This window comes from Gilliamella sp. Pas-s95 (genome assembly GCF_009795795.1).
Taxonomy (GTDB): Bacteria; Pseudomonadota; Gammaproteobacteria; order Enterobacterales; family Orbaceae; genus Gilliamella; species Gilliamella bombicola.
Genome location: NZ_WTFC01000022.1, coordinates 19,778 through 42,601, shown reverse-complemented (window position 1 = coordinate 42,601; position 22,824 = coordinate 19,778). Strand labels below are relative to the sequence as shown.

Here is a 22,824-nt window from a genome sequence, read left to right as displayed (position 1 = left end):
TGGACAAAAAGAGTCCTGTTCAATATCGGGAGTATTATTTTCCAGCAGCTTAGTTTTTTTGTACAACTTTTGGGGTGCAGTTCACATTTTATTCACCCAAGCTCAAAACGTCCGAAACCACCGCACCCAATTTATTCTATTCACCAAAACAAAAAAGGCCCGATTTTTCGCCCAAAAATCGGTCAGAAAAGGTATTGATTTTATTAAAGTTTTTCTGACTTTTTTTTAACAAAAACTGCCTTACAAAAACACAACAATCTTTCTCAAAAACGATGGTTATGTTGTCTGTCTTGTTCCGGCGTCAGAATGTGCCGACAACAGAGCGAGGTCAGCACGCCAAACAGGGATGTTTGGCGAGGCTATTCTCCGTCTGGAACGGATAATAGCCGGTGCGTTAAGACCGAGCGATGGCGGAGGGTAGCCGAAGGCCACATTCTGCAGCCAAGCGCGGGATTGCTAAGGGAATTCGCTCTAATTCCCTTAGCTCGGACGTGGTCACGATAGCTATTTTGTTCACCCAAGGTTAAAACGTCCGAAACCTGCGCACTTAATGTATTCTATTCACCAAAATAAAAAAGACCTAATTTTCCGCCCAAAAATTGGTCAGAAAAGGTATCTATTATATTGAGACAAAAACCAAGTGATCGCAATTAAATCGGCCGAACCACCGGGGCTTAGGTTGCGTTTTATTAATTCGGTATCAAGTTGATACAAATTTTCCCTTACTTTGGGATTCATTATGCCACCTTGTTTGATGAGTTTTTTCGCTTGTTCTTGAACAAAAGCCAACCCATCAAGGCCGCCTCGTGAAACCAGATTAGTATCTTGATTAAAAGCCAGTAAATATAACATCGCCTGTAATAAGCAAGTTTCTTCATCATAGCCACTGTTTTGCATTTCTTGATAGATAGGTAGTGAAACGTTTCGAACAGTTGCATAACCAGATTCTGCTTCGCCACGTGCGCCAGATAAGTGATGACGTTTAAATAGTTTTTCGCCTATTGAATTAGCTTGGTTATTTTGCTGTAGTTCGCTTTGAACTATACCTTGGCAAATGCCTGAAACTTGCTCACAGATGCTTTGTGCATGGGTGGGTAAACCAAGTTGTTCTAATCGGCCAATTGCACCCAATAGCAATCCAAAAGCAAATATGCCACCTTTATGGGTGTTGACTTGGTTGGTGGCTTGGAACATGGCTTGTTCACACTCAATACCAATCGGTCTAATTCCTGCTAAAAATAGTTTGTTATCGTGTAAGGCGGATGCTTTGCCATATTGATAAAAACGTTCAAACCAGTTGCTAATGGCGCTGATGCTGTGGATAAAGGTTTGAAAATTCATGTCGCGGTGGGCGCCGCTGTTATTCATGTCAACTAATCCGGGCTTAGGTGATAGGCAAATTTCTTTAATTAATGCTTGGGTTGCTAATTGTGCAGGTAAGCATCGATTGGAGTCATTATTGAGTTTTAGCTCTAATAATGCTATTTGCTGATAATAAGCGTTCATTATTATTTGTTACCTATTGGGGATGATAGTTATTCTGTTGTGCGCTGTAATGGCATAATAAACCAATCCATTGTTTTAAATAGCTTGGTTTATTATAAGGATTAATAATCACTATGCGTTGATACCGCAAGTACTTCTCGATTACCGTTGTGGCTTGGGGCGCTAATAATGCCTTCTACTTCCATTTGTTCCACAATGCGGGCAGCTCGGTTATATCCAATTCTAAATTTGCGTTGTACGCTAGAAATTGATGCTCTTCGTGTTTCAACAACAAAAGCGACAACTTGATCAAATAATGGATCGAGCTCTTCAGTTAACATATCTGCGTTACCGTTTTCACTTTCGTCGGTTGCTACAGTGACATTTTCGATATATTTTGGTGTGCCACGTGCTTTCCAATCTTGTACAACGGCGTGCACTTCTTCATCACGGACAAAGGCACCGTGAACGCGAATTGGAATGGAACTATTAGGGGCCAAATAAAGCATATCCCCCATACCAAGTAGTGATTCTGCGCCCATTTGATCTAAAATGGTACGCGAGTCAATTTTACTTGATACTGTAAAGGCAATGCGTGTTGGAATATTTGCTTTGATTAAGCCGGTAATGACATCAACTGAGGGGCGCTGTGTCGCTAATACCAAGTGAATACCAGCCGCCCGTGCTTTTTGAGCAAGTCGTGCAATTAACTCTTCTACTTTTTTACCGACTGCCATAATAAGATCTGCAAACTCATCAACCATAACTACAATGTACGGTAATTTTTCAAGTGTCGGCATGTTAAGATCCATGCTATCGGTTGGTTTCCATAGCGGATCGGGAATCGGTCGTCCCATTTGTTCTGCCAGTTTGATTTTTTCGTTATAACCGGCAATATTACGGACACCTAACGCCGACATGAGTCGATAGCGTCGTTCCATTTCGTTAACACACCAATTAAGCGCATTGGCGGCATCTTTCATATCGGTTACTACTTGAGTTAATAAGTGTGGTATCCCTTCGTAAATAGATAATTCAAGCATTTTCGGGTCAATCATTATAAACCTGACATCTTCAGGTTGCGATTTATATAAAATGCTTAAAATCATTGCATTAACGCCGACAGATTTACCTGAACCTGTCGTACCAGCAACTAATAAGTGTGGCATCTTTGCCAAATCAGCAACCACCGATTGTCCAGAAATATCTTTCCCTAATACTATCGTTAGCGGTGATGGCGCATCTTTAAATTGAGGACTATCTAAGACCTCCCTAAAGTAGACCGTTTGGCGATTTTTATTAGGTAATTCAATGCCAACATAAGGTTTACCAGGAATGACTTCGACTACACGTACTGATGGCATGGATAGTGAACGCGCTAAATCACGGTCTAGCGTTGAAATTCGTGCGGCTTTAATACCCGGTGCCAGTTCAATTTCAAAACGAGTAATTACAGGTCCCGGTAAATAATCAACCACTTTAGCTTTTACGCGGTAATCCGATAAACTTTTTTCAATTAGTTCAGACATGGCATTTAAAGCGGCATGATCAACTTCGATTCGAGCTGTCGGTGGCGCGGTTAACAAGTTTAGCGACGGCAAAGGTGTAGTTGGTTTTGGTAATGGTTTATCATTTCGTCGTAATAATGGATGAATTAAACTTTCTTCGTCGCTTTCGTTGGAATGGTAGTGTTGTACATCTTCAATACGATCTTCTTCAGGATAGATATCGTCAATGATTGGATTGGCTTTTTTTAGCGCTTCGGTATCAATATATTCCAGTTGTTTGGCTTCTGATTCTGCTTTTACTTCTGTGTCAGTGTCAGTTTCTGTATCTGTGATGTTTGCTGTGTCTGCTATGTTAATAATATTTGCTTGATCAGTAATAACCTCTGGTTCTTGGATAAATGGTTGCTTAGATTCAATTATTTCAACCTTTGCAACGTCTATAGCTGGTTCAATGTGTGTTTGTTCATGAGTGAATTTAATTTCAGGCTCATTATGTACCGAAGTAAATAAGGGTTTACTTGGAGCATCAGAAATAGTGTATTTGTCTGGCTCTTCAAAAGACAATTTTTCTGCTGATTTTTGCGTTTGTATTACCTGTTTTATTTGCTCCATTGATGAAGACAATGCTTGCTCTTGATCGGGTGTGGCTTTGTTTGTATTTATGTTTTGGATAATCGATTCTAGACGAGATAGAATTTCGTCTGGGTCAAGTTCTTTCCTTGGCGGATTGTCAATTGTTTGTGAGGTTGTACTTGACGGTGGTAATTGGGCATCTTCGCGCGATGATCCAATTAATTCAGCAGTAGTTTTGATTGAAATTTCTTCATTGTCAGTCAATGTCGTAGTATTTGAAGACTGCTCTTGGAAGGTTTCATTGCTCGGGATTGCGGTTGATGTTTGAATGATATGGGAATTATCATTTTTTGTTTCAAATGGTATGGTAAATTGAGGTGATTTTGTCTCCTCATCAGACTCTATTATCGGTTTTTCATGGTGTGAGTCAGGTTGTTCATAGTTATTTGTCGGGCGAGATTTAATTAACCATCTAATCGGTAACAGTAGAAGCATGACAAAAGCACCTAGTTTTTCGATTAGATTGAGCCATGATAATCCAGTTAATAACGTGACACAGGCTAAGCAAGTTCCAAGAAGAATGAATGATAAAGCAACGTTATTTATAATGGGTAAAAGGCTTTCGATGACTATCGCACCCAAATAACCACCAGCTTCAAACTGTTCAGAATCACGAATATTTAAAGCAAAAAATCCTGTAGCACTAAATATAAACGCTAAAATTCCAATAATCCGAAATGAAAGACTAAAGTAGTTAATAGGCTTATTAGCATGCTTGTAAAAATAGACAATTGATTGTAAACAAATAAAAATAACAATGAAAGGTAGGCTGTAAGCGATAAAACCTAAAAATTGAAAAAGAATATCGCAGGTATATGCGCCAATATAACCACCAAAATTACTAATAGGATCGTGCCAAGCAGTACGAGACCAACCGGGATCAGACGGATCGTAACTGTACTGTGATAAAAATAAACAAACAGCTAACCCGATTATTGTAAATAGAATAAATTGAGTTGTAATTTGTTTTCTTGTAATTTTGGGCTTTTTCAAACACGTACCTAAACATTGTCGCTATTAAAATTGTGGGCATTTTATCATAAATTGCACTCTCTCAAAGAGTGAATAAAAGATAAAACCGCATTTATTATTATCAATAGTGTTGTTATGAATTAACAGGGGTTAGATTTTGGTTAAATCGTTTTCCGTTTTGTACATAATGTTGTGCATTTTTTATATTGCCGTTGATTTCTGCTTCGGTCAATTTGCGGATAATTTTCGCTGGTGATCCCATAATAAGACATCCTTCTTCATAAGGAAGCGAATGGGTAACTAGTGAATTAGCACCTACTAAGCAGTTTTTTGCGATTTTAGCGTTATTGAGAATTGTACTGCCCATACCAATTAGTACATTATCTTCAATCGTACAGCTATGAAGAATGACGTTGTGACCGATAGTGACGTTTTCGCCAACAATGCAAGGGATGTCGGTTTCAAGGTGAATTGTGCAGTTATCTTGTACGTTACTATTTTTTCCTATACGTATGGGGGCAATATCACCCCGTAAAACAGCATTAAACCAGATAGAGACACCTTCTTGTAAAACAACATCACCAATAATATCGGCAGATTTTGCAATAAAACAATTTTGATGAATTTGTGGATGTAAATTACCTAGTTGATAAATCATTACTATTACCTTTTGATGTTTTTGATCCTTAAAAATAATCCAACAGAAAGGAAATTACATAAGACCATAGAGCCAACCATTAGCCATTCTGTTGTATTGTCGATCGTTATGGTTGCAGCAGTATGCGTTGAGACTAATATTGATAATAATATACCTATTGCCCCTGCAACGGCAAATCGAATCGTACCGGCAAGAGAAGACGCCGTGCCTGCAATATGGGGGTAAAAGTCTAAAATGATTGCCATGCTATTGCCACCAATGGTTGACATACAACCGATATAACCAGCAACACAAGCAACAAGATAGGCAAACCCAAAATTAAAGAATGTGACGATCATCAGTCCTATTGCCATAATAAATTGGAGCGACAGGCCTAAGCGCATCATTTTAATAGAGCCAACATGTTTTACAAAACGGCTATTTAATGTATTCATTAGGACCATAACTATGATATTGAACGCAAAGTAGTAACCAAAATTAGTGGATGCAACACCGTGCAGGTTCATATAAACAAAAGGCCCTAAGCTTAAAAATGAAAACAATCCAGCACCAGAAAATGCACCTATCATCATATAAATTAACACTTGTTTATGGCGAAATAGCGTAATGAAATTATTTAAAATGCGAATTAAGCTAAATTTATCACGTTTTGTTTTTGCTAGTGTTTCCGGAATAAAGGTGATGACTAGACCAAAGCAGGTTAAAGCAATTAGGCTGATAGTGTAGAAATTGGCTTGCCAATTGAACCAATATAAAATAAATCCACCAATAATTGGAGCTAATAAAGGAGCAACATTAGATATCAGCATTACAAACGACATCATTTTAGAAAATTCATCACGATCACGATAAATATCTTTCATTAGTGCATTTATTACAATTGTTGTTGCTGCTGCCGCAATGCCATGAAAAAAACGTGCTGTGATTAATTGATTAATATTAACTGCAATACCACAGCTTAACGCTGCAACTATAAAAATAATTAAACCAAAAATTAATACGTTACGTCGTCCATAACTGTCAGTAAGCGGTCCAAATAAAAGTTGACCAACAGAAAATCCTAATAAATAGCAGCTGATTGTTAGCTGTACAGCCGAATCAGCTACATTAAAATCACGAGCGATAGTTGGCATGCTTGGTAAATACATGTCTATGGATAAAGGCATTAACATAGAGAGTAATCCAAGAATAAAAATCAGCGCTTTTTTAGAAATTTTAAGATTAACTAAAGTATTTTGAGTTGGCACGTCGTACTTCCTTCAATTTTTATTCAAGATGCGCATAACCAAATGCGCGACAATAAATGACACAAAATTATTTAAAAAATCTTTAATTATCTAAATGAAAAGTTGTGGTTTAGATCTCTGTAAATTTTACGTGTCAATTAAACGAGTCGATTTCATCTTGTGTAAGTGGTCGATATTCCCCTTCAGGTATATCAAGGATTACTTTGCCGATCTGTTTGCGATGCAACGCAACAACATGATTATTGACTGCAGCAAACATGCGTTTAACTTGATGATATCGCCCTTCACTAATGGTTAGTTCAGCGTGAAAATCATCGATAATATATAATTTAGCTGGTTTAGTGAGTGATTTCTCACTTTTTAATTGGATGCCATTATTAAATATATCAATCAGTTCAATGCCTAGTGGTTGTTCAACTGTGACGGCATAGACTTTTTCACAATGATGCTTGGGTGATGTAATTCGGTGTGACCATTTACCATCATCGGTCAGCAATACCAACCCTGTCGTATCAAGATCAAGCCTGCCAGCTGCATGTAATTTTTCAGGCATCGGCTCATCAATAAAATAAAGAATAGTGGGATGGTCAGGATCATCGGTTGAACAAACATAGCCTTGGGGCTTATTGAGCATGAAATAGCGCTGGCTGGTAACTTGTTCGATTTGATAACCATCATAATGAACAATCTGTTTTGGCGATAATTGATAAGCGCCTGATTTTATAATCTCACCATCGACAGTCACTTTTTTAGCTTTGAGTTCTTTGGTGACAATCGTGCGACTGGCGCCTAAGTGATGAGCAAGAAATTTATCTAATCGCATAATTTAAAACGTGTTCCTGTATTACTTTAAAGGTGTATATATATCAAAACGGTGATTTTTTGTTTTAATTTCGGCCGTCGGTTTTTGATTGGCTAAAAACGGCGCATAATCTGGTCTTTTGACCACAACCCGTTTTTGGGCTAATTTTCTTGCTGGTTCTAATAAACTATCAGCATCATTATCACTACCAACTAGTTGTTGGAATATGCGCATCTCTTTTTTGACAAGTGCACTTTTTTGACGATGTGGAAACATGGGGTCGAGATAAATCACATCGGGTTTATCTGGGTAAGCACTTAATCCCTCAATGCTTGAATGATAAATTAAACGTAAATGCTGCTCAAGCCAACTACCAATATGGGGATCTTGATAGGCACGCTGTAAACCATCTTCTAATAATGCAGCAACGACAGGGTGCCGCTCAAACATAGTGACATGACAACCGATAGATGCTAAAACAAAGGCATCTCGACCAAGCCCTGCTGTGGTATCAACAACGGTAGGTAAATACTCACCTTTTATCCCGACTGCTTTAGCAATTGCTTCACCACGACCACCACCAAATTGACGACGATGAGCCATTGTTCCTGAAACGAAATTAACACATATTGAACCTAATTTTGGTTCGTCAGTCTTTTGTAACTCAAGTTGATTGTTTTGGGTAATCAGAGTGAACGGTAGATCGGCATGTGCCGATAACCACTGCTCAGCTAATAATTTTAGCTGAGCTATGTTAGGACTAGTGGATGCCATAATGTCGAAGTAGTGCTTCAAGTTGAGGTTCGCGACCTCGGAAGTTTTTAAATAGTGTCATTGGTTCATCGCTACCGCCTTGCGATAAGATGTTATCAAGAAAGGCATTACCGGTTTTAGCGTTGAAGATGCCTTCTTCTTCAAAACGTGAAAATGCATCAGCGGATAATACTTCTGCCCATAAATAGCTGTAATAACCAGCAGCATAACCTCCAGCAAAGATATGACTAAATGCATGCGGGAATCGACCCCATTCAACAGTAGGCACAACAGCGACTTGTTTTCTTACTTCGGCTAATGTGTTTAAAATATCTGGATCTTTTTGTGTATGTAATTTAAAGTCAAATAGACCAAATTCCAATTGGCGTAAAATAAATAGCGCGGCTTGGTAGTTTTTAGCATCTAGCATTTTTTCTAACATTTCTGCTGGCAGTGGTTCGCCAGTTTGATAATGTCCTGATATAAATGCAAGCGCTTCGGGTTGCCAACACCAGTTTTCTAAGAATTGACTAGGTAATTCAACCGCATCCCAAGGTACACCATTAATACCTGCGACAGATGAAGTATCAATTTCGGTTAACATGTGGTGTAAACCATGACCAAACTCATGGAATAGGGTGGTGACTTCATCGTGCGTAAATAGCGCTGGTTTGTCGCCAACAGGGCGATTAAAGTTACAGGTTAAATAGGCAACCGGTTTTTGTACATGACCATCAGCAAAACGCATACGACCAATACAATCATCCATCCAAGCGCCACCACGCTTGTGTTCGCGCGCATATAAATCAAGATAGAAGCTACCTTTTAATTCACCGTTAGCGGCAAATAGATCATAAAATTTCACTTCAGGATCCCAAACTTCCACGCCTTGTCGCTCTTTGGCTGTAATACCAAAGATACGGTGTACCACCTCAAATAAGCCATCAATCACTCGTTGCTGAGGAAAATAAGGACGCAACTCTTCATCGTTAATGGTGTACAAATACTGTTTTTGTTTTTCACTATAATAAGCCACATCCCATGGTTTGATATCACTAGCACCAAAAAACTCATAAGCATAACGCTTAAGTTCAGCTAGCTCTTTTTCACCTTGAGGTTTAGCTTTAGTTGCTAAATTAGTTAAAAATTCGATGACTTGTGAAGTGGACTCAGCCATTTTTGTTGCAAGAGATTTATCTGCATAGGTATTGAAGCCTAGTAATTGTGCAAGCTCATTACGTAGCGTTAAGATTTGTTTGATGATTTCTGTATTATCCCACTTACCTGCATGAGGGCCTTGATCTGATGCACGAGTAGTATAGGCTTGATAAAGTTCAAAACGTAAATCACGATTATCACAATAAGTCATAACAGGAAGATAACTTGGCATATCTAAGGTAAGTAACCATCCCTCTTTGTCTTTTATTTTTGCTTGTTCTTTGGCTGCAGCAAGCGCACTTTCAGGCATACCAGAGAGTTCTTTGATATCGGTAATTAATTTTGACCAACCCATGGTCGCATCAAGTACATTATTGCTATACTTTGAGGATAATTCTGATAGTTTTGCGACAATTTCACCGTAGCGTTTTTGTTTATCATCAGGTAAGCCAATTCCGGATAATTCAAAGTCACGCAATGCATTATCAATAACTTTTTTTTGTGCTTTGCTTAACGTCGCATATTGTTCGCTTTCTTTGAGCTGTTTATAGGCTTGATATAAAGGTTTATGTTGTCCAACCCATGTGCTGTATTCAGATAATAATGGCAGACAAGCTTCATAAGCTTCGCGTAGTTCTGGGCTATTTTTAACTGAATTAAGATGGCTAACTGGCGACCAAGCTCGACCAAATTTTTCGTCCACTTCATCAATTGGTTGGATTAAGTTATCCCAAGTGTATTGACTATTTTGTTTTAGTACTGTTTCAATTGTATTTCTGCAGTTTTTTAAAGTTTCTTGTATAGCAGGCAAAACATGCTCGGGTTTAATTTTTGAAAAAAGTGGTAATGGTGCATCTGTTAATAATGGATTAGTCATGTAGCGATACCTTTATACACATGGGTTGTCTATTGATAGAATACAATATGGTGGCAAATTCAGTTAATTCAAGAGAATGTCATACTTGGGAAGCATTATAATCCCATCAATTTGCGTTCGCGTTGCCATTCAGTAGGAGTGTAAGTTTTTATAGAAAGAGCATGGATACGGTTATCATGGATGAATTCTGCCAAAGGAGCATAAATTGTTTGTTGCTTTTTTACGCGACTTAAATCGGCAAATAATTCACCGACAGCAATAACTTGGAAATGGCTACCATCGTCGGTCAAGACATGTACATCATCAAGCTCAAGAGAACTTTTTAATTTATCTATAATTTCTTGTTTATTCATTAGTAATACTCATCATTAATATAAATGTAAGGACTATTTTTTATTAAAAGTTTTTTAGTAATTCTGTGTTGTAGTGCCGTTTTTTAGCACGGTGTCTCAGTACAAAACCTAATCTATTTTAAATGTTGATTACAGGTTGTAAATCATACAAGGTAATGAGCGTTTGCAATTGAGGGTTAATACCTTTGAGTTTGACATGATATTTATTGCAAAAATAAATTAACGTCGCGAGCCCTGAAGAGTCAACCCGAGTAAGTTGCTCTACATCAATGCATTTTATACCGTTTAAAATAGAGTCTTGTGTTGACCATAAGTCGTTTAAGGAGTGAACATCAAGTTCACCCTGTAAACATAATATATCTTGTTGTTGTTCTGTTTTGATTCGCGACATTATCGACTAACCTTTTTGTTTAGTATTTGGATCAATATTGCGATTTGAAAGTTCAGTTAATTGTTTGGTTAATGCATCAATACCATCTTGACGTAAAATAGTTGACCATTCATTTTGTTTTGTGGTGATCATGCTTACACCTTCAGCAACTAAATCATAAGCTTTCCATTCGCCTGTGATAGAGTTTTTACGCCATTGAAAATCAATACGCAATGGTTGTTGATTTTTATCCGGTTGATTTAATAAAACACGAATAGAAATAAGTGTTTTGCCAGTTAAATCTTTAGGCGATTCAACTTGATAGGTTTGACCATTATACATAGATAATGCTTGAGCGAAAGCTTGTACAAGGTAGTTTTCAAAAGCTTCAAAGTAAGCCGTGCGTTGTGCTTCTGTTGCACTTTTATAATAATTACCTAAAATCAATGCACCTGCATATTTGACTTGTACATAAGGCAATAAATCCGATCTTACAATCTCTTTTAGTTTGTTAGGGTTTGATTTTAATGCTGCGGATTGTGCATTCATGGTGCTAAAAATCTTATCAGCAGAAACTTGCATTTCTTTATAGGGATCGTTTTCAGCAAAGGCTGTAGAACTAAACAATAAAGCTAATACTAAAAAAATAGTTGTTTTAAATTTGTTTAACATGTTAACTCCTTAGTTTTCAGTTGTATCTTCTTTTTTATCTTTGTTGGCTTTGTCTTTATCTGATGAGCCTCCTATACTGTAAAGGAATTTACCAATGAGATCTTCTAAAACGAGAGCAGGTGTGGTGTTTTGCACAACAAAACCTTCGAGTAAGTATGGCGGAGTTTTATTTTTTTCTGCTTTAGCTAAAATAGCTGGATCAACGCCTGATGCGTCAATACTAAATTCTGTTTCTCTATCAACGCCTATATTGATATCAATAAACTGTTCTCCAAGTATTCCAGATGTCTTAATTGAAAGTGAACTTGAACTTGGAATTTTATTATATTGTGCATCAATATCCATGGCTACATAAGGTTTGTATTGATTGCCATTTGACGAATTTAGCGAAATATTACTGACGCGACCAATGACTACCCCACCAATTTTGATCGGAGAACGTGCTTTTAATCCCCCAATATTCTCAAATACAGCATAAACTCGATAGGAATTATGGCTTGCAAATGATGTTGGATCGGTTACTTTAAAACATAAAAATAGCACTGAACAAATGACCAGTACCATAAATAATCCTACTGTAATTTCGATTTTACGACTCATGTTTAATGACCTCAATGACTAAACATTAATGCGGTTAAAATAAAATCTAACCCCAAAATAACTAATGATGAATAAACAACAGTGCTTGTTGTTGCTCGACTAATTCCTTCTGATGTTGGTACACAATCGTAACCATTAAAAAGTGCAATCCAAGTGCTAGCGATGGCAAATGCAAAGCTTTTGACAAAACAGTTTCCTAAATCATGCCACCAATCAACATTGCTTTGAATAGATGACCAAAAAAAGCCCGCATCAATACCTTTCCAATCAACACCAACAAGCGAGCCACCTAAAATGCCCACGGTGACAAAAATTGCAGTTAAAAACGGCATACTAAAAAATCCAGCCCAAAAACGCGGAGCGATAATACGTCGTAGTGGATCAATTGCCATCATCTCCATACTTGATAACTGTTCAGTTGCTTTCATTAAACCAATTTCGGCTGTTAAAGCAGAGCCTGCACGGCCAGCAAACAGTAGACCTGCGACAACAGGCCCTAATTCGCGAAGTAGGGCTAGAGCAACCATCATTCCAATGCTTGCTTCGGCTCCAAAAGTAGTTAGAATAAAATAACCTTGCAGAGCCAGAACCATGCCTATAAAAAGACCAGAGACAATAATAATGGTCAGTGATTGTACTCCAACAAAATAAAATTGCTTAATGAGTAATGGAAATTGTTTGTTAAATTGTGGCCTACCAATTAATGCCCCAAACAGCATAACACCGGAACGGCCAATCATCGCAATGATATTGATAAACCATTGCCCTAATTTTGCCAGTAAATTCAACATTATTTTATACCTCTGCTTAGGTCTAATCGGTAATCATCAGCAGGATAATGAAAAGGAACTGGTCCATCAGCCAAACCGTCAAGGAACTGTTTAACCCGTGAATCGTCATTATCACGCAATTGCTGCGGTGTACCACCTGCAATAATATGTTGTTCAGCTACAATATAAGCATAGTCTGCAATACTGAGTACTTCACTCACATCATGACTTACAACAATGCAAGTTAATCCTAATGATTGGTTAATTTCAGATATCAGTTTAACAATCACGCCCATTGAGATAGGATCTTGTCCTGCAAATGGTTCGTCAAACATGATTAAATCGGGATCTAGCGCTATAGCTCTAGCTAAAGCGGCTCGTCTTGCCATACCACCAGATAATTCAGAAGGCATCATTTGAGCTGCGCCACGTAAGCCAACCGCTTGCAATTTCATTAGCACTAAATTGTGTAATATAGGTTCAGGTAAGTTAAAGTGTTCGCGTAATGGATAGGCCACATTGTCAAATACCGTTAGATCAGTAAATAAGGCACCTGATTGAAATAACATGCTCATGCGTTTACGTACTTCATACAATCTTGAACGCGACATGCTGGGTATATCTTCACCATCAAATAGAATTTTTCCTGATTGCGGTTTTAATTGTCCACCAATCAGACGTAATAAGGTGGTTTTACCAATACCAGAAGGTCCCATAATTGCCGTGACTTTTCCTTTTGGGACATTCAGACTCATATTTTTATAAATAGGTCTTGTTCCACGATAAAAAGACATATCATGAATTTCAACCAAATTTTTCTGTAATGCCTCTTCCACCATTATTTCCTATACTGCTAAAATTATAATTAGGTCTATTTTACTTGATATTTGTGAATAAAGAAATCAATTAAACGCATTGTCATTTTGCGAATAGTTTTTAATTAAATGGTTTTAATACCTTAAATATTATTAGGAAAGCACATAATCAAAATGGCTATTGGATAATGCCTAAAGAATAAACGAGAAAAAAATAAAGCCCGTTTGATAACGGGAACTTTAATATCTTGGCATTTGTTGATCAATTATGCATGCCCAAGCATCAATTCCCCCTGTCAGGTTGTAAAGGTAATCGGTATCAAAACCATTTTCAGCTAAATAGTTAGCGACATTAAGGCTTCTTATGCCGTGATGACAGTAAATAATAATATCGATTTCATCAGGGATTTTGTCTAAATACAGTGGAATTAGGTTCATTGGAATATGCGTTGCACCATTAATGTTGCAAATAGCGACTTCGTTAGCTTCGCGTACATCAAGTAAGAAAATGTTATCAAACTGGTTTAGTTTTTCTGCCAGTTCTGTTGGTGTGATTTCTTTTATTGTCATTATTTAAGACTCATGAGAATAATTATCAAAAAATTTTAGCTAGAGATGTGTTTTAGTATCAAGCTTCAATTTTTCATTTATGTAATATCATCCTGTAAGAATATTACAGGATGATAATATTTTTGCTATTTATGCTTCTAATGCTTTGCTAATTTTTTCAAATAAATCTTTAGATAAATTTTCAATTTTTAACAAATCTTCAAGTGCTTTTCGCATCTGTTGTTGACGTTTTTCGTCATAACGTTTTAATCGAATCAGTGGATCGATGAGTCTTGCGGCAACTTGCGGATTTTTTTGGTTTAACTCAGTGAGGATTTCAACTAAGAATTGATAACCACTACCATCTTTAGCATGAAATGCCACAGGGTTATTATTTACAAAGGCACCAATTAATGCGCGGATGCGATTTGGATTACTGAGCGTAAATGAGCGGTGAGTTAATAATTTTTTCACTGTAGCAAGGGCGTTCTTATCAGGGCTTGTTGCGTTCAATGCTAACCATTTGTCCATAACTAGTCCATCTTGATGCCATTTATCATCAAAGTCTACTAATAGCTCTGTTCGACAATCAAGTTGAGCTTTTACCGCTACATTCAAGGCGGCTAAACAATCGGTCATATTATTGGCTTGATGATATTGTTGGCTCACTAATGTATTTGCGCGCGAATTGTCATCAGCATAAGCTAATAAAGTTAAACAGCAGTTTTTAAGTGATCGCTTAGCAATATCATTATGTTTAATTTGATATTGTGAAGTGTTATTGTAGTGATAAACAGCTAATAATTCATCATAAAGTTCGTTTGCAAATTGAGTTAATAAAAATAGACGTACTTCATGAATAGCAATTGGATCAACCACAGTAAATAAATTGGCTAATTCGTTTTCAGATGGCAAGGTCAATATTTGCGCGATAAGGGAAGGATCTGTATTTTCTGATAACAATACAGCTCTAAATGCATCTAATACTGAATCAGTTAGTGTTAGCTTTTGATTTTCTTGATGATTTTTTACATTTAAACGAACATATTTTGCCAATAGCATTTGCGCTGCATCGTAGCGGCTAAATGCGTTAGTCGCGTGTTGCATTAGGAAAATGAGATCATTATCTTGATAATCATAAGTTAACTTAACGGGGGCTGAAAAATCACGTAATAATGAAATGATCGGCTTTTCAGTTACCTTATCAAAGATAAATTGTTGTTTACTCTTCTTTAAATTTAAAACATGGTGAATAGTTTTGCCTTGGTATTGCAGTGTAATGACTTCGCCGTTAGGTTGATATAATTCAATATCAAGCGGGATATGTAATGCCTGTTTTTGATTTTGATCTTGTGTCGGTGGTGTATATTGTTCCACTATTAAAGTATATTGTTGATTTGTTGCATCGTACTTATCAGTAACGGTTAGTTCCGGTGTACCTGATTGACTATACCATAATTTAAACTGAGTTAAATCGATGCCAGAGGCATCTTGCATGGCAGCAACAAAATCATCACACGTTGCGGCACTACCATCATGGCGTTTGAAATAGAGTTTCATGCCTGCTTGGAATTTATCTTCACCTAACAAGGTATGCATCATACGAATAACTTCAGCTCCTTTTTCGTATACGGTTACTGTATAAAAGTTATTCATTTCAATAACTTGTTCTGGGCGAATAGGGTGAGACATTGGGCTGGCATCTTCGGCAAATTGAACGGTACGCAAAAGTTTTACATCTTCAATCCGTTTGACTGCGCGAGATCCCATATCGGCGCTAAATTCTTGATCACGAAATACTGTTAATCCTTCTTTTAAACTGAGTTGGAACCAGTCACGACAGGTGACTCTATTACCTGTCCAGTTGTGAAAATATTCATGACCAATTACCCCTTCAATACCTAGGTAGTCATCATCTGTCGCTGTTTGTGGCTTGGCCAGCACATATTTTGAGTTAAAGATATTTAAACCTTTGTTTTCCATTGCCCCCATATTGAAAAAATCGACAGCAACGATCATAAAAATATCTAAATCATATTCAAGTCCAAAACGTGTTTCGTCCCAACGCATTGCATTTTTCAAGCTTGTCATTGCCCAGTGAGAACGATCTAAATTACCTTTATCAACATAAATTTCTAAATCAACTTTACGTTTGGATTGCGTAATAAACTGATCTTTTAAAATATCAAAATCACCAGCGACTAAGGCAAATAAGTAGGCTGGTTTAGGAAAAGGATCTTGCCATTGTACCCAATGACGTCCATCAGCAAGTTCACCTTGCGAGATGCGATTACCATTTGAGAGTAGGTAAGGATAGCGTTGTTTATTCGCAGTGATGCGTGTTGAAAAACGTGCAAGTACATCGGGTCTGTCAAGGTAATAGGTGATATGTCGGAATCCTTCCGCTTCACATTGCGTACAAAGCGCTTCGCCTGATACGTATAATCCTTCCAGTGCGGTATTATTAATCGGTTTGATTTCGTTAACAATCGTTAAAGTAAACTCGGTAGGCACGTTGTGAATAATTAGTCCTGTTTTTGTGATTTGATAATCATTCCATGGTTGCTCGTCGATATTAATGGAGATCAATTTAAGGTCTTCACCATCTAAAATTAAATCGCTTGCCTGTTGGTTTTTTTGAACGACGTGGCTACGGGCTGTTACTGTTGTTATTTCGGGCGCTAAATCAAAATCAAGATCAATGTCGGTAATAGTAAAATTAGGCGCTTTATAATCAAGACGGTTTTTTGCAATAGGTTGCGCTTCAGGTGTTTTTGTATTCATGTTGTTATGACCTTTTGGTTTGGACTCAATTTATACGTTGTGCTAGTGAATATTATAGCCGATTAAAAACAATCTTATTACATAATTAATCTATATCTTCATTATTATTCTGCTATAATCTTCGGAATTTTCTTTAAAGTAATAGCATTAAATTTACATGTTACCAGCAATCATTACATCAATATTAGATACTGATGCTTATAAGTTGCATATGCAGCAGGCTGTATTTCATCGCTATCCTGAAGCAACCGTGGTTGCGCAGTTTCGTTGTCGTAGTGATGATTTACTTGGGCAATATGCAGATCAAATAATACATCAAGTGAAATTAATGGAATCATTAGCTTTGTCTGATGATGAATTTAACTATTTATCAAATATCTCCTTTTTTAAATCTGACTATTTAAATTGGCTTAAAAAATGGCGTTTCAATAGTAATTTGCTTACTATAAAAAATGAAGATGGGGTGCTTTCTATTACCATTAAAGGAAAATGGTTAGATGTCATTTTATGGGAAGTGCCATTACTTGCTATTATCAGTGAGATTGTCCATAAAGATCGTTCGCCAAATATTGGTGTTCCTGAAGCATTGGCAAGGCTAAAAGATAAATTAGCTTTGTTTAATGAGAAAACAGCTAATATGGATATGTCGGGTTTTAATTTAATGGATTTTGGTACTCGTAGGCGTTATTCGTTTTCGGTGCAAGAGGCTGTTGTTAGTTATTTGAAAACGCATTTTAATAACTTTCACAGTACTAGCAATTATTTACTTGCCTATCGTTTAGGGCTTACGCCTGTTGGAACTCAAGCACATGAGTGGTTTCAAGCTCATCAGCGTTTAAGCTATAGTCTTCAGGATTGTCAAACAAATGCGCTTCAGGTTTGGTTAGATGAATATCCTCATGATTTGGGAGTGGCATTGACCGATTGTATTACAATGGATGCGTTTTTACGTGATTTTGACCTGCACTTTGCGTCTCACTATCAAGGGCTTCGTCATGATTCGGGTGATTCAATCGAGTGGGGAGAAAAGGCGATTGCGCATTACCAGCAGTTAGGCATTGATCCTAAAACAAAGTTATTGGTATTTTCAGACAGTTTGAATTTTGATAAGGCACTTAATATTTATCAGCATTTTAATCATCGCGTAAAATTATCTTTTGGCGTAGGTGGTTTTTTGGCTTGCGATATTCCTTCTAAAGAAGCGAATACTAAAGCATTGAATATTGTACTTAAATTAACGGAATGCAATAATCAATCCGTTGCAAAACTATCAGATAGTCCAGGGAAAACAATATCTCAGGATTTAGATTTTATTGATGAATTAAAACGAACTTTTAGTGTTAAAATTTGATAATAATTAATATTTAACCTATCGTTCATATTAGAAAATAGAGATCAGTAATCAAGATTTTATTATTTAAGAATTCCATTTTGCTATGGAATAACCGTTAGAATAGATCTGTATTACTTTAAAGATTACTTAAACAATTAATGTAGAGATGGATAATTAAAATGACTTCAGTTGCACCTATTGTTGATGTGTTACAAGGCAAAATTGCTGTTGGTAGCACAATTTCTGTTCAAGGTTGGGTAAGAACTCGGCGTGATTCTAAAGCCGGCATTTCATTTTTAGCCGTTTATGATGGCTCTTGCTTTGATCCTATTCAGGCGGTTATTGAAAATAATTTACCTAATTATGAACAAGAGATCTTACGTTTAACGGCTGGTTGTTCGGTTAAAGTCACTGGTAAAGTGGTAGAATCACCAGGTCAAGGTCAGAAATATGAATTACAGGCAACACAAGTTGAAGTATATGGCTTTGTTGATGATCCTGAAACTTACCCAATGGCAGCTAAACGTCATTCTATTGAATACTTGCGAGAAGTGGCTCATTTAAGAGCAAGAACCAATATTGTTGGTGCAATAACTCGTGTACGCCATACGCTAGCACAAGCTATTCATCAATTTTTTGACGAACGCGGTTTTTATTGGTTATCAACACCTATTATTACTGCATCAGATACCGAAGGAGCGGGCGAAATGTTCCGTGTTTCGACACTGGATATGTTAAATCTGCCTAAATCGGATAGTGGTAAGGTCGATTTTGATAAAGACTTTTTTGGTAAAGAAGCATTTTTAACTGTTTCTGGGCAATTAAATGCCGAAACTTATGCTTGTGCACTTTCTAAAGTTTATACTTTTGGTCCAACATTTAGGGCTGAAAACTCAAATACAACTCGTCATTTAGCTGAGTTTTGGATGATGGAGCCTGAAGTAGCGTTTGCTGATCTTAACGACAACGCTAAGCTTGCTGAAGATATGTTGAAATATGTGTTTAAAGCCGTATTAGAAAAGCGAGCTGATGATATGCAATTTTTTGCCCAGCATGTTGATAAAGAAGCAATTAAACGTCTTGAGAACTTTATTAATGCTGATTTTGCACAAGTTGATTACACCGATGCTATCACTATTTTACAAAACTGTGATGCTAAGTTTGAAAACCCAGTCAGTTGGGGAATCGATTTAGCCTCTGAACATGAACGTTATTTAGCTGAACAGCACTTTAAAGCGCCAGTGGTTGTAAAAAACTATCCAAAAGATATTAAAGCGTTTTATATGCGTATGAATGATGATGGTAAAACAGTTGCAGCAATGGACGTTTTAGCGCCGGGGATTGGTGAAATTATTGGTGGTTCACAGCGTGAAGAGCGTTTAGATATGTTGGATAAACGTATGGAAGAAATGGGACTGAAAAAAGAAGATTATTGGTGGTATCGAGATTTACGCCGTTATGGTACAGTACCTCACTCTGGATTTGGTCTTGGCTTTGAACGCCTGATTGTTTATGTCACCGGCGTGCAAAATGTACGTGATGTGATCCCATTTCCGAGAACACCACGTAATGCAAATTTTTAAGCTGATTAAATTTCCCGATCTGATATAGGGTTGGGATTTCCAGTTAACTAATTTTTAGTCTATATTTGATTAAAAAATCATCAAACAGTCCTGGTTTTAGGCTTAGACAGCAGGTTTTATGAAAAGTTCGCTTGATTTTAAAAAAAATTTATACATAATTTACGATACTGTAAAAAGTAAATAAAGATAATAGTGATACTATTATCTTTGGAATGAATGATTTTTAAGCAAAATTGACACTAAACTTATGGGGTGTGTCTTTTTTAGAAAAATAACCATGAGGGTAAAAAATGAAACGTAATCTATTGGCAATCGCTATCCCTGCTCTTTTAGTAGCGGCAGGTGCAAATGCGTCTATCGAAGTTTGGAACAAAGATGGTAATAAAGTTGACTTTTATGGCCGAGTAAAAGCAGCTAACAACATCACTGATCGTGGCCAAGCAGGTGAAGGTGATGATACTTCAGCTCGTTTAGGTATGTCTGGTCAAACTCAAATCACTGACAGCGTAACTGGTTACGGTCGTTGGGAATATGAAGCAAAAGCAGGTAAAAACTCTAATAACGAAGTTCGTTATGCGTTTGCTGGTTTAAATTTTGGTGATGCAGGTTCATTCGATTATGGTCGTAATGACGGTGTGTTAAAAGCAATCACAGCTTATACTGACGTATTACCACAATTCGGTGGTGATGCAGCAAACAACGATTGGAACGTGTTATCTGCACGTACTAAAGCTGTTGCAACTTACCGTAACAATAACTTCTTCGGTTTAACTGACGATGTTAGTTTTGCAGTACAGTATGCTGATAATGGCGATAATTCTAATAGTGTTGATTCTATTAGAGGTGGTTCACGTGAAGCTTATGGTGCAAATGCTCAATGGCGTATCTTTGATACTGGCTTAACTGCTGGTGCTGGTTATGCTCAATCAACTTCAAAAGATCATCGTCACAGTACTTGGACTGGCGGTCTTAAATATGATAACTACAATTTATATTTAGGTGCTAACTATTTCCAAAGCAAATTGAAACGTAGAGTAGATCTTGTAAGCTCAGTAACTGGTGATACTCTGAAGACTCTTGATCAAAAAGTTAGAGGTTTTGAATTAGTTGCTCAATATGGTATTGATTTAGAAGTAGGACGTTTAACTCCATCTATCGCTTATGTTCAACATAAAGTTAAGGTTGACTCTGCTCGTTTTGAAGATAACTGGTATTATTACCACTATCGTGGCGTTAATTCACCTTTAGCTAAATACGTATCTGTAGGTGCAACTTACGATCTAAACAAAAACTTCAGTACAATTGTTGAATATAAATTTAACTTACTTGATCGCGATGACGTTGGTGCAGCGCAAAATACCAAAAACCCACGTGGCCACGGTACTAAACCAGGTACTAAAGATGTGTTAGGTGTTGGTTTAATTTACCAATTCTAATCTCTTAATATCTTATAAAAAGGCACTTAGGTGCCTTTTTTTATTTCTTAAATCTTTTTCACTCTAAAAGCACATTTTATGCTTAAAAAAATTTACATTAAGTATTAAAATATTCGCAAATTCGCAGAAATAATCTAATTAACATTATTAAATAGTGAATGTGTACAATAAAATCTATTTGCTATCTAGTAAAATAGATATCACAGTTATAATATAATTGCTATTTATTAGCTGTTATTTATTAAACCAAGAGCAAAACTATTTGCATCTTTAATAATATAAAACACCTACGAGGGTAAAAAATGAAACGTAATCTATTAGCAATCGCTATTCCTGCACTTCTAATTGCAGGTACAGCAAACGCTTCTATCGAAGTGTGGAATAAGGACGGTAATAAAGTTGACTTTTATGGCCGTGTTTATGCTTTAAACTATATTACTGATCGCAATAACCAAACTGGTGAAGGTGATAAAACCACTGCACGTTTAGGTATGTCAGGTCAAACCCAAGTGACTGATAGTGTTACTGGCTATGGGCGTTGGGAATATGAAGCTAAAACAGGCTCTAATGCTGATAATGAAACGCGTTATGCATTTGCTGGTTTAAACTTTGGTGATTTTGGTTCATTCGACTATGGTCGTAATGACGGTGTGTTAAAAACGTTAACATCTTATACTGACGTATTACCTGAATTTGGTGGTGATGCTTCAGACAATGATCTTTATGCATTAACAGCACGTACAAAAGCGGTTGCTACTTATCGTAATGCTGATTTCTTTGGCTTAGTTAATGGGTTACGTTTTGCGGTTCAATATGCTGATAATGGTGATAATAGCTCAACTAGTCACTTTGATAAACATGCTAGCGACGATAAGCGTGATAGTGCTGAAGCATGGGGCTCAGTTGTTGATTGGGATGTGCTTGATACAGGTTTAACTGTTGGTGCTGGTTATGCTCAAACTGGTGGTCATAAAGATGCTAAAGCGTGGTCTGCTGGTATTAAATATGATAACGATAACCTTTATTTAGCAGCATTATATATCCAAGGTAAACAAAAATATGGTTGGGATAATGCATCAACTACTCACAGTGCAAATGATTTAAAAACCAAAGGTTATGAACTTGTTGCACAATATGGTATTGACTTTGAAGTGGGTCGTTTAACCCCATCTGTTGCTTATATCCAACATAAAGTTAAAGATGCATCTAATTATTCAAGTGATGCAGGACTTAAAAGTAATGATTTAGTTAAATATGTTGATGTTGGTTTAACTTATGACTTTAATAAAAACTTACAAGCTATTATCGATTATAAAATCAACTTGTTAGATAAAGATGATATTGGTGCACGCCGTGCTTTATATGAAGATCACTCATTTACCAAATCGCAAATCAATGGCACAACCAAAGATACAGTTGCACTTGGTTTAATTTATCAGTTCTAATTGATTATATCTGATTTTTTT

At 36.8% G+C, this 22,824-nt stretch carries 20 protein-coding genes; 5 read left to right on the top strand and 15 right to left on the bottom strand.

From position 1 onward, the window contains the following. Positions 1 to 229 (top strand): hypothetical protein (locus GQ598_RS11115; protein ID WP_237410331.1); only part of this gene is annotated, 229 nt, incomplete at its 5' end. Between the two features lie 374 nt (positions 230 to 603). Here the strand turns inward: GQ598_RS11115 and citG are convergent. From citG to pepN, 15 genes are all read right to left on the bottom strand, one after another. Then, on the bottom strand, positions 604 to 1,506 hold the full coding sequence (gene citG, locus GQ598_RS07260) for a triphosphoribosyl-dephospho-CoA synthase CitG (protein ID WP_160403287.1): 903 nt from the start codon (positions 1,504 to 1,506) through the stop codon (positions 604 to 606). 101 nt (positions 1,507 to 1,607) lie between these two features. Beyond that, entirely contained in the window at positions 1,608 to 4,619 is a 3,012-nt protein-coding gene (locus GQ598_RS11360) for a DNA translocase FtsK 4TM domain-containing protein (protein ID WP_160403286.1), read from the bottom strand. Positions 4,620 to 4,731: 112 nt separating this feature from the next. Continuing rightward, the gene (locus GQ598_RS07250) at positions 4,732 to 5,256 is read right to left on the bottom strand and encodes a gamma carbonic anhydrase family protein (protein ID WP_160403284.1); all 525 of its coding nucleotides are present in this window, start codon (positions 5,254 to 5,256) and stop codon (positions 4,732 to 4,734) included. 5 nt (positions 5,257 to 5,261) lie between these two features. Next, complete coding sequence (locus tag GQ598_RS07245; protein ID WP_202112711.1) at positions 5,262 to 6,503, bottom strand: Bcr/CflA family multidrug efflux MFS transporter; 1,242 nt, start codon at positions 6,501 to 6,503, stop codon at positions 5,262 to 5,264. A 133-nt stretch (positions 6,504 to 6,636) separates the two neighbouring features. Continuing rightward, complete coding sequence (rsuA, locus tag GQ598_RS07240) at positions 6,637 to 7,326, bottom strand: 16S rRNA pseudouridine(516) synthase RsuA (protein ID WP_160403282.1); 690 nt, start codon at positions 7,324 to 7,326, stop codon at positions 6,637 to 6,639. Between the two features lie 21 nt (positions 7,327 to 7,347). Continuing rightward, positions 7,348 to 8,079, bottom strand: coding sequence for a class I SAM-dependent methyltransferase (locus GQ598_RS07235; RefSeq protein ID WP_160403280.1), 732 nt, complete (start codon positions 8,077 to 8,079; stop codon positions 7,348 to 7,350). Continuing rightward, positions 8,066 to 10,093, bottom strand: coding sequence for an oligopeptidase A (prlC, locus tag GQ598_RS07230; RefSeq protein ID WP_160403278.1), 2,028 nt, complete (start codon positions 10,091 to 10,093; stop codon positions 8,066 to 8,068). Before prlC ends, GQ598_RS07235 begins: the two co-directional genes overlap by 14 nt. Positions 10,094 to 10,188: 95 nt before the next feature. Beyond that, on the bottom strand, positions 10,189 to 10,446 hold the full coding sequence (ibaG, locus tag GQ598_RS07225) for a BolA family iron metabolism protein IbaG (protein ID WP_160403276.1): 258 nt from the start codon (positions 10,444 to 10,446) through the stop codon (positions 10,189 to 10,191). Positions 10,447 to 10,564: 118 nt separating this feature from the next. Further along, positions 10,565 to 10,837, bottom strand: coding sequence for an STAS domain-containing protein (locus GQ598_RS07220; RefSeq protein WP_160403274.1), 273 nt, complete (start codon positions 10,835 to 10,837; stop codon positions 10,565 to 10,567). A gap of 6 nt (positions 10,838 to 10,843) precedes the next feature. Beyond that, positions 10,844 to 11,488 (bottom strand): phospholipid-binding protein MlaC, encoded by a 645-nt coding sequence (gene mlaC, locus GQ598_RS07215; protein WP_160403272.1) that lies wholly within the window; start codon positions 11,486 to 11,488, stop codon positions 10,844 to 10,846. Between the two features lie 9 nt (positions 11,489 to 11,497). Beyond that, positions 11,498 to 12,088, bottom strand: a complete 591-nt coding sequence (gene mlaD, locus GQ598_RS07210; RefSeq protein ID WP_160403270.1) for an outer membrane lipid asymmetry maintenance protein MlaD — start codon at positions 12,086 to 12,088, stop codon at positions 11,498 to 11,500. A gap of 11 nt (positions 12,089 to 12,099) precedes the next feature. Further along, entirely contained in the window at positions 12,100 to 12,879 is a 780-nt protein-coding gene (mlaE, locus tag GQ598_RS07205) for a lipid asymmetry maintenance ABC transporter permease subunit MlaE (protein ID WP_180214338.1), read from the bottom strand. Beyond that, positions 12,879 to 13,697: a phospholipid ABC transporter ATP-binding protein MlaF gene (gene mlaF, locus GQ598_RS07200; protein ID WP_160403268.1), complete on the bottom strand. Its 819-nt coding sequence runs from the start codon at positions 13,695 to 13,697 to the stop codon at positions 12,879 to 12,881. The genes mlaE and mlaF overlap by 1 nt, the downstream gene beginning before the upstream one ends. A gap of 216 nt (positions 13,698 to 13,913) precedes the next feature. After that, positions 13,914 to 14,243, bottom strand: coding sequence for a rhodanese-like domain-containing protein (locus GQ598_RS07195; RefSeq protein ID WP_160403266.1), 330 nt, complete (start codon positions 14,241 to 14,243; stop codon positions 13,914 to 13,916). Between the two features lie 129 nt (positions 14,244 to 14,372). Continuing rightward, positions 14,373 to 17,006, bottom strand: coding sequence for an aminopeptidase N (pepN, locus tag GQ598_RS07190; RefSeq protein ID WP_160403264.1), 2,634 nt, complete (start codon positions 17,004 to 17,006; stop codon positions 14,373 to 14,375). 157 nt (positions 17,007 to 17,163) lie between these two features. On the opposite strand from pepN, the gene pncB reads away from it, so the two are divergent. The 4 genes from pncB (at position 17,164) to GQ598_RS07170 (ending at position 22,803) form a co-directional block, all read left to right on the top strand. Next, on the top strand, positions 17,164 to 18,357 hold the full coding sequence (pncB, locus tag GQ598_RS07185) for a nicotinate phosphoribosyltransferase (protein WP_160403262.1): 1,194 nt from the start codon (positions 17,164 to 17,166) through the stop codon (positions 18,355 to 18,357). A 161-nt stretch (positions 18,358 to 18,518) separates the two neighbouring features. Beyond that, a complete protein-coding gene (gene asnS / locus GQ598_RS07180) occupies positions 18,519 to 19,922 on the top strand; it encodes an asparagine--tRNA ligase (RefSeq protein ID WP_160403260.1) in 1,404 nt (467 codons plus the stop codon). A 290-nt stretch (positions 19,923 to 20,212) separates the two neighbouring features. After that, on the top strand, positions 20,213 to 21,358 hold the full coding sequence (locus GQ598_RS07175) for a porin (RefSeq protein WP_160403258.1): 1,146 nt from the start codon (positions 20,213 to 20,215) through the stop codon (positions 21,356 to 21,358). Between the two features lie 302 nt (positions 21,359 to 21,660). Then, positions 21,661 to 22,803, top strand: a complete 1,143-nt coding sequence (locus tag GQ598_RS07170) for a porin (protein ID WP_091346289.1) — start codon at positions 21,661 to 21,663, stop codon at positions 22,801 to 22,803. Positions 22,804 to 22,824: the final 21 nt, after the last annotated feature.

Excerpts from the sequence above, each read along its gene's own strand:
- citG (WP_160403287.1), bottom strand. The coding sequence starts at position 1,506 with ATGAACGCTTATTATCAGCAAATAGCATTATTAGAGCTAAAACTCAAT.
- GQ598_RS07250 (WP_160403284.1), bottom strand. The coding sequence starts at position 5,256 with ATGATTTATCAACTAGGTAATTTACATCCACAAATTCATCAAAATTGT.
- rsuA (WP_160403282.1), bottom strand. The coding sequence starts at position 7,326 with ATGCGATTAGATAAATTTCTTGCTCATCACTTAGGCGCCAGTCGCACG.
- GQ598_RS07235 (WP_160403280.1), bottom strand. The coding sequence starts at position 8,079 with ATGGCATCCACTAGTCCTAACATAGCTCAGCTAAAATTATTAGCTGAG.
- prlC (WP_160403278.1), bottom strand. The coding sequence starts at position 10,093 with ATGACTAATCCATTATTAACAGATGCACCATTACCACTTTTTTCAAAA.
- ibaG (WP_160403276.1), bottom strand. The coding sequence starts at position 10,446 with ATGAATAAACAAGAAATTATAGATAAATTAAAAAGTTCTCTTGAGCTT.
- GQ598_RS07220 (WP_160403274.1), bottom strand. The coding sequence starts at position 10,837 with ATGTCGCGAATCAAAACAGAACAACAACAAGATATATTATGTTTACAG.
- mlaC (WP_160403272.1), bottom strand. The coding sequence starts at position 11,488 with ATGTTAAACAAATTTAAAACAACTATTTTTTTAGTATTAGCTTTATTG.
- mlaD (WP_160403270.1), bottom strand. The coding sequence starts at position 12,088 with ATGAGTCGTAAAATCGAAATTACAGTAGGATTATTTATGGTACTGGTC.
- mlaE (WP_180214338.1), bottom strand. The coding sequence starts at position 12,879 with ATGTTGAATTTACTGGCAAAATTAGGGCAATGGTTTATCAATATCATT.
- mlaF (WP_160403268.1), bottom strand. The coding sequence starts at position 13,697 with ATGGTGGAAGAGGCATTACAGAAAAATTTGGTTGAAATTCATGATATG.
- GQ598_RS07195 (WP_160403266.1), bottom strand. The coding sequence starts at position 14,243 with ATGACAATAAAAGAAATCACACCAACAGAACTGGCAGAAAAACTAAAC.
- pepN (WP_160403264.1), bottom strand. The coding sequence starts at position 17,006 with ATGAATACAAAAACACCTGAAGCGCAACCTATTGCAAAAAACCGTCTT.
- pncB (WP_160403262.1), top strand. The coding sequence starts at position 17,164 with ATGTTACCAGCAATCATTACATCAATATTAGATACTGATGCTTATAAG.
- asnS (WP_160403260.1), top strand. The coding sequence starts at position 18,519 with ATGACTTCAGTTGCACCTATTGTTGATGTGTTACAAGGCAAAATTGCT.
- GQ598_RS07175 (WP_160403258.1), top strand. The coding sequence starts at position 20,213 with ATGAAACGTAATCTATTGGCAATCGCTATCCCTGCTCTTTTAGTAGCG.
- GQ598_RS07170 (WP_091346289.1), top strand. The coding sequence starts at position 21,661 with ATGAAACGTAATCTATTAGCAATCGCTATTCCTGCACTTCTAATTGCA.